9 protein-coding genes and 1 pseudogene are annotated in these 6,474 nt (G+C 63.5%); 4 read left to right on the top strand and 6 right to left on the bottom strand.

The window, feature by feature from the left end; translation table 11 throughout:
* A partial coding sequence (locus EN745_RS27030) for a hypothetical protein (RefSeq protein WP_127422665.1) occupies positions 1–476 on the top strand: 476 nt, incomplete at its 5' end.
* A 67-nt stretch (positions 477–543) separates the two neighbouring features.
* Here the strand turns inward: EN745_RS27030 and EN745_RS27025 are convergent.
* From EN745_RS27025 to EN745_RS27010, 4 genes are read right to left on the bottom strand one after another with little or no spacing between them, the layout of a single operon-like run.
* Positions 544–1,044, bottom strand: coding sequence for a GNAT family N-acetyltransferase (locus EN745_RS27025; protein WP_127422664.1), 501 nt, complete (start codon positions 1,042–1,044; stop codon positions 544–546).
* A 19-nt stretch (positions 1,045–1,063) separates the two neighbouring features.
* Positions 1,064–1,831 carry an alpha/beta hydrolase gene (locus tag EN745_RS27020; RefSeq protein WP_127422663.1) on the bottom strand — a complete coding sequence of 256 codons (768 nt, stop codon included), beginning with the start codon at positions 1,829–1,831 and terminating at the stop codon, positions 1,064–1,066.
* Between the two features lie 19 nt (positions 1,832–1,850).
* Positions 1,851–2,414 carry a DUF192 domain-containing protein gene (locus tag EN745_RS27015; protein WP_126054344.1) on the bottom strand — a complete coding sequence of 188 codons (564 nt, stop codon included), beginning with the start codon at positions 2,412–2,414 and terminating at the stop codon, positions 1,851–1,853.
* 24 nt (positions 2,415–2,438) lie between these two features.
* On the bottom strand, positions 2,439–3,035 hold the full coding sequence (locus EN745_RS27010) for a cold-shock protein (protein ID WP_126054343.1): 597 nt from the start codon (positions 3,033–3,035) through the stop codon (positions 2,439–2,441).
* 298 nt (positions 3,036–3,333) lie between these two features.
* Here EN745_RS27010 and EN745_RS27005 point away from each other — a divergent pair, with 298 nt between their 5' ends.
* Positions 3,334–3,774 (top strand): VOC family protein, encoded by a 441-nt coding sequence (locus tag EN745_RS27005; RefSeq protein WP_126054342.1) that lies wholly within the window; start codon positions 3,334–3,336, stop codon positions 3,772–3,774.
* A gap of 131 nt (positions 3,775–3,905) precedes the next feature.
* Positions 3,906–4,196 (top strand): DUF2218 domain-containing protein, encoded by a 291-nt coding sequence (locus tag EN745_RS27000; protein ID WP_126054341.1) that lies wholly within the window; start codon positions 3,906–3,908, stop codon positions 4,194–4,196.
* An 11-nt stretch (positions 4,197–4,207) separates the two neighbouring features.
* On the opposite strand, the gene EN745_RS26995 is transcribed toward EN745_RS27000, so the two are convergent.
* On the bottom strand, positions 4,208–4,765 hold the full coding sequence (locus EN745_RS26995) for a DUF1697 domain-containing protein (protein ID WP_127422662.1): 558 nt from the start codon (positions 4,763–4,765) through the stop codon (positions 4,208–4,210).
* Positions 4,762–6,018: a threonine ammonia-lyase IlvA gene (gene ilvA / locus EN745_RS26990; RefSeq protein WP_126054339.1), complete on the bottom strand. Its 1,257-nt coding sequence runs from the start codon at positions 6,016–6,018 to the stop codon at positions 4,762–4,764. The genes EN745_RS26995 and ilvA overlap by 4 nt, the downstream gene beginning before the upstream one ends.
* 137 nt (positions 6,019–6,155) lie before the next feature.
* On the opposite strand from ilvA, the pseudogene EN745_RS26985 reads away from it, so the two are divergent.
* Positions 6,156–6,474, top strand: a pseudogene (locus EN745_RS26985) (hypothetical protein); the annotation flags it as partial.

The raw sequence follows: 6,474 nt of genomic DNA, 5'->3' as shown, positions 1-6,474 counted from the left end.
ATAGACGCCTGCTCCATGACCCGGAAGCCGTGGAGGCGGCGATCTGGTTCCATGACGCCATCTATGACAGCCGGGCCAAGGACAACGAGGCGCAGAGTGCCGCTCTTGCCGAGCAAAAACTCGCCGGCCGCACCGACGCGGGGCGCCTCGGCCGCGTCGCCGCGATGATCCTCGCCACCGCCACGCACGAACTGCCGCGCTCCGACGATGAGGATTTCGCCAGCGACGCGGCACTCATGCTCGACATGGACCTCGCTATCCTGGGTGCGGCGCCCGAGACCTTCGATGCCTACGAGCGGGCCGTCCGCCAGGAATACCATTGGGTCGAGGAGCCGATGTGGCGTGCCGGACGCGGCGCGGTGCTGAAGAGTTTCCTTGCCCGCCCGCATATCTTCCACACCGACGAGTTCCGGCAACGGTTCGAACCCCAGGCCAGGCGGAACCTTGCACGATCGCTGCAGGCGCTGGAAGCTTGAGCAATTCCAGGAAAAGTGTGTAACGGTTTTCCGTCCGGAATTGCGTGGAAAATAATAGCTGCATTGCCTAATCCGGCAAGGTCTCCATCTGCTCGGCATAGGCCTTGAAGCCTGCGCGCCGGTAGACTGGCTGCGCATTGGGATGGTCATAGGTGTCGGTGTGCAGCCAGAGCCTTTCGGGCCGATATGACCAGACCGCGCGAAGCGACCGGTCAAGCAGGAACGGCCCGAGCCGGCGGCCCTGGAAAGCGGGCACAAGCCCGAAATGGGTGAGCTCGACAACGGATTGGCCAACGCCGTTGAACTCGCACAGGCCGGCCGCCTCGCCGTCGACGCGCAGGACATGGACATGCGTCGCCTGACTGGCGAGCAGCCGTTCAAGCTCCCGTGGCTCCATGCGCAGCCGTTGATCCCACTGCAGCGGCTCGCCGACGGCGCGGTAGAGGCTGACATAGCCTCCGATATCGAGCGTTTCCCGCCCCACCGTCGCACCCGCCAGCCGGGCAGCAATGCCCTCGCCGGACGGCGGCTCGGTCATCTCCATGTAAGTGACGAGAAGGTCGACCATGGCACTCACTGGTGCCGTATTAGAGCGGGTTTTCGGCGTGGAACTCCAGCACGCGCTGCTTGAAGCTCTTATCGCCGACGGCCAGCATATGGTCGCGGCCCTCGATGTGGAATGCCCTTGCATTCGGCATCAACGCCGCCAGTTCGTCCGGCGAGCCGCCAATGTCGTCCTTGGTGCCGACGGCGATCAGGGTCGGCTGGGAAATCCGCGCCATGTCGCCTTCGCTGAGCAGTTCGCGCGAGGTGGCGATACAGGCGGCAAGCGCCCGGCGGTCGCTGCGCGTCTGGTCGGCGAAGGCGCGAAACGAGCGGCCGCGCGGATGCGTCGTCGCCGCTGGATCTTCGGCAAGAAGTGCCGCCGCGATCGGGTCCCAGTCGCCGACACCGTCGACCATGCCGATGCCAAGGCCGCCGAACACCAGCGTCGCCACCTTGTCCGGGTCGGACAGCGCCAGGAAAGCCGAGATGCGCGCGCCCATCGAATAGCCCATCAGATGGGCCCGTTCGATACCGAGATGATCGAGCAAGGCGGCCCCGTCCGAGGCCATCCTGGCCGGCGTGTAGTCGGCCTCGTCATAGCTTTTCGACGACGAGCCGTGACCACGGTTGTCGAAGGCAATCGCCCGGTAGCCGGCATCGTTCAGCGTCTTGAACCAGCCGGGCGACACCCAGTTGACATAGTGGCTGGAGGCAAAGCCGTGGATCATCAGCACCGGATCGCCGTAGCCCGATGCCGGCTGGCGATCGAGATAGGCAAGGTCGAAACCGTCGTGCGAAAAATACTGCATCGGCAAAGGTCCGGATTGTTCAGTTGGGATCGACGCTCGGCGCATCGCCCTTGTCCGGCGCCGGCCTGGCCGGCCCCGACGCCGTGCCGATGGCCGGATGGCGCAACAGGTCGCCGTCCGCGATACCGTCCTTGGCGGCCGTGCCTGCCTTGAGCTCGAGCACGAAGCGCACCGGTTCGCCGGGCGAGATGATCGCCTCGGACTGCGGCTCGCCGTGCAAGATTGCCCGGATCCTGCCGTCCTGCCCGACGAAGATCAGGTCGAGCGGCATCGGCGTGTTCTTCATCCAGAAAGTCAGGTCCCTGGACTCCTCGAACACGAACAGCATGCCGTGATCGTCGGCCATCTGCTGGCGGAACATCAGGCCCGCCTCTCGCTCATCGGATGTGTCGGCGATCTCGATCGAAAAGGAGCGTTCACCCGATTTCGTCACCGCCACCAGCGGCGTCGGGTCGACGGGCAGGATCATGGCCTGACCATCGGCCGAAGTCGGCCGCTGTGAATAGAAATAGACGGCGGCCGCGATGACGAAAGCCATCGCGACGCAGACCGCGCCAGCCGTCAGCCAGTTCCTGTGAAGCATGCAAGATCCTCGGCCGGACTGCGCTTAATGCGAGACCGGCAAGGTGCCCATATCCGGGTGAATTTCGGCAGCCATAAGGCCCTTGTCGCCGCGGCCGAAACGAACCAGCACGACCTGACCGGGCCTGAGCTCGGTGATGCCATAGCGCCGCAGCGTCTCCATGTGGACGAAAATGTCCTCGGTGCCCTCGCCCCGGGTCAGGAAGCCGAATCCCTTGGTGCGGTTGAACCACTTCACCAGCGCCCGCTCGAGCCCGCTCTCCGGCGCCACGGTGACATGTGTGCGCTGCTCCTGCATCTCGGCCGGGTGCACCGCCGTGCTGGCATCCATGGAAAGAACGCGGAAGGCCTGCAGGCCGCGCTCGCCCTGCTTGACCAGGCAAACGACACGCGCGCCTTCCAGCGCGGTCTGGAACCCGTCCTTTCGAAGGCACGTCACATGGAGGAGGATATCACCGGAGGCACCATCGTCCGGAAGAATGAAGCCGTAGCCCTTGGCCACGTCGAACCATTTGATCGCGCCGGCGATTTCGACAAGGTCGGCGCCCTCGCCGCCGCTGTCGCGCTTCAAGGCGCCGTCAAGGCTTCCGTCCCGCCCCGTAAAAGAGGCCTTTTCCCCCATAAGAATGCCCCCTTTTTTCAACACAACCGCAACTGATTCTTGACATCAGATTAACACCGCGGCTTCCGGTGTGTGCAAGACCTGACGTGCCTTTTTTCACCGTTGAACACTGGAATACCTCATTTGTCCTTTGCCGGCATGTCCGCAACCGGGGTGACGTGTCCTAAAATCGGACTGTGCCGCGCTCCGGCTCGGCTTGACTGTCGGATTGCCCCTCTTGCTCCGGCGTTCCGGCGATTGCCCTTTGGCCGGGTGGCCCCTATGTTCCGCCGCGACGCAACGCCCGGAGAAAGATCCCATGCGCTATCTGCACACCATGGTCCGCATCGCCGACATCGATGCCTCGCTCGACTTCTACTGCAACAAGCTCGGCCTGAAGGAAGTGCGCCGCTACGAGAACGAGCAGGGGCGCTACACGCTGATCTTTCTCGCCGCGTCGGGAGACGAGAAGAGCGGCATCGCGGAGAAGGCGCCGCTGGTCGAATTGACCTACAATTGGGACCCGGAGGACTACAAGGGTGGCCGCAATTTCGGCCACCTCGCCTATGAGGTCGACGACATCTATGCCACCTGCCAGCACCTGATGGACAGCGGCGTCACCATCAACCGGCCGCCGCGGGACGGCAACATGGCCTTCATCCGCTCGCCGGACGGGATCTCGATCGAGCTGCTGCAGAAGGGCCCGGCAAAGGCCAAGGCCGAGCCCTGGGCCTCGATGCCGAACACAGGCAGCTGGTAGGCGTTTCGCCAATCCCACGGCAATTTAACCGCCAAGCTCTGGCGCTTCGCCAGACGGCGCCTATCTATCCGCTCATGACGCCAGCTTTACGAGGCTGGCGTTTTTCTTAATCCGCCGGGAGAAATTCATCCATGCCGACCAGTCGCGCCGATGTCGCCACCGAACATGCCAGCCGCTACCTGCAGCAACTCTGCAAGCACTGGGCGCACAAATTTCCGGTCGAGTTCGACCCGCACCACGGCGCCATCGACCTGACGTCGCTGGGACGCACGGTGATGGAGGCCGATGCCAAAGCGCTCCATATCGCCGTGGCAGCCGACGACGCGACATCGCTCGAACGCCTGGAAACGGTCGTCGCCGACCACATCAAGCGCTTTGCCTTCCGCGAGGAACTGACCTTCGACTGGCAGAAGGCCGCGTGAGCCGATTGGCGTCAGGCGCCTGTCTGGCCCGCCATCTCGACCAGCGCCAGCACCGAGCGCCAGTTGCGGGCCGTTCCCGGCACTTTCAGGGTGCGTGGAATGAGATTGGCGAACACCGATTTGCCGAGCCCCTCCGGCGCATGCAGGTAAAGCACGTCGCGCTTGACCTCGAAGCGCTCCGGGCCGGTGCATTTTTCGGCGAGCCGCGCGATCTCCTCGGTCGTCGGCCCGCGCTCCAGCACATAGGCATGCAGCTTGGTCGGATCGTCGGAGACCTCCGGATAGGGATTTTCCTTCACCAGCCGCTCGAACCAGCCGGCATCGCGCACCATGATGCGCGAATGGAACCCCCATTGCTTCTCGAAGGCGGCCTCCAGCTTTTTCGTCAAACCGGCGGCATCGCCCTTTGCTGACCGGAACACGACGTTGCCGCTCTGCACATAGCTGACCACATCGGAAAAGCCGAGTTCCTCGAAGAAGGTCCGCAACTCCGCCATCCTGACAATGCGGTTGCCGCCGACATTGATGCCGGAAAACAGCGCGACGAAGACCGCTCCTTTCCCGCTCATATGATAAACCCGGCCAGGGTCTCGTTGTCGGTGATGTCCTGGTATTGCACGCCTTCGGCGTCGAAATTCGCTCTCAGCAGATCGAAATTGCGGCGGTCCTTGGTCTCGATGCCGATCAGCACCGAGCCGAAATTGCGCGCCGATTTCTTCAGATATTCGAAGCGGGCGATGTCGTCGTCCGGCCCCAGCATTTCGAGGAAATCGCGCAACGCGCCCGGCCGCTGCGGAAAGCGGATGATGAAGTATTTCTTCAGCCCTTCGAAGCGCAGCGCCCGCTCCTTGACGTCGGGCAGCCGCTCGAAATCGAAATTGCCGCCCGAAACCACCGCGACGATGGTCTTGCCCCTGATCTCCTTGCGGGAAAAATCCTTGAGCGCATCGATCGCCAGGGCGCCTGCCGGCTCCAGCACCACGCCTTCAACGTTGAGCATCTCGATCATGGTCGCGCAGAGCCGGTTCTCCGGGATCAGCCGCACCGCATCGGCGGCAAATTCCCTCAGATGCCGCAACGGCTCACGGCCGATCTCCGCGACAGCGGCGCCGTCGACAAAATTGTCGACCTTGGAGAGCTTGATCCGTTTGCCTGAGGACAGGCTCTCGCTGAGGCTCGGCGCGCCTGCCGGCTCGCAGAAGACAAAACGCGCCTCGCGATGCTGGTCGGCGAAGTAGTGCGTCACACCGGCGGCGAGACCACCGCCGCCGACCGGCAGCATGACGACATCGGGCATGCGCGCGCCCGGCATTTGGTCCGCGATCTCATAGGCAACGGTCGCCTGTCCTTCGATGATGTCCTTGTGGTCGAAGGGCGGCACCATATGCGCGCCGCCGCTTTCCGCGAATTCGAACGCGGCGCGATAGCAATCGTCGAAGAAGTCGCCGACCAGCCTGATCTCGACGAAGTCGCCGCCAAACAGCCGCGTCTTGTCGATCTTCTGCTGAGGTGTAGTCACCGGCATAAAGACCACGCCCTTTTTGCCAAAATGGCGGCACACGAAGGCAAAGCCCTGGGCGTGATTGCCGGCGGAGGCGCAGACGAACAGCTCGGCGTTGTTGCCGGCGGCCAGCGCCTTGCGGAAGAAATTGAAGGCGCCACGGATCTTGTAGGAGCGTACCGGCGTCAGGTCCTCGCGCTTGAGAAGCACCCGCGCCCCGGTTTTCTTCGACAGATAGTCGTTTTCCTGCAGCGGCGTTTCCGGGAAGATCTGGCGAATAGCGGCGGCGGCGGTGGCAACGCGAGAAGAAAAACTGTTCATGGCAAATTGTCCCGAAGCGCACTGGGCGGGTTGATGTAAGCCTATTGCACATCCGGTCCCGCAAGGCCATTGTCCGCCGGCCATGAGCCCCGCTACCGGCATTCCCGGTATTTGCAAGCACTTGGAGGCGTTTGTTCATGCCTGTCGCGTCGGTTGCCCTGAAAACCATGTCGCTGCCGGAATTCGGCGAGCCGACGGTGATGCCGCTCATTCCACGCGCCACTTACGAGGCGCGCATCGAAGCGCTGGTTGCGCGCGGCTTGAAGGCCGGCTTCGATTGCTTCGTCATCTACGGCGACCGCGAGCATGCCGCCAACGTCGCCTATCTCTGCGGCTACGACCCCCGCTTCGAGGAGACGCTGCTGGTCATCGTTCCCGGCAGGGAAGCAAAACTGCTGGTCGGCAATGAGGGCTGGGGCTATGCCGAACTCTGCGGCGGCCCCTATGAGCGCGTCC

The sequence above is a fragment of the Mesorhizobium sp. M4A.F.Ca.ET.022.05.2.1 genome (assembly GCF_003998845.1).
In the GTDB taxonomy this organism is placed as follows: domain Bacteria; phylum Pseudomonadota; class Alphaproteobacteria; order Rhizobiales; family Rhizobiaceae; genus Mesorhizobium.
The sequence above is the reverse complement of the archived record's forward strand: the minus strand, read 5'-3'. Positions and strand labels throughout refer to the sequence as shown.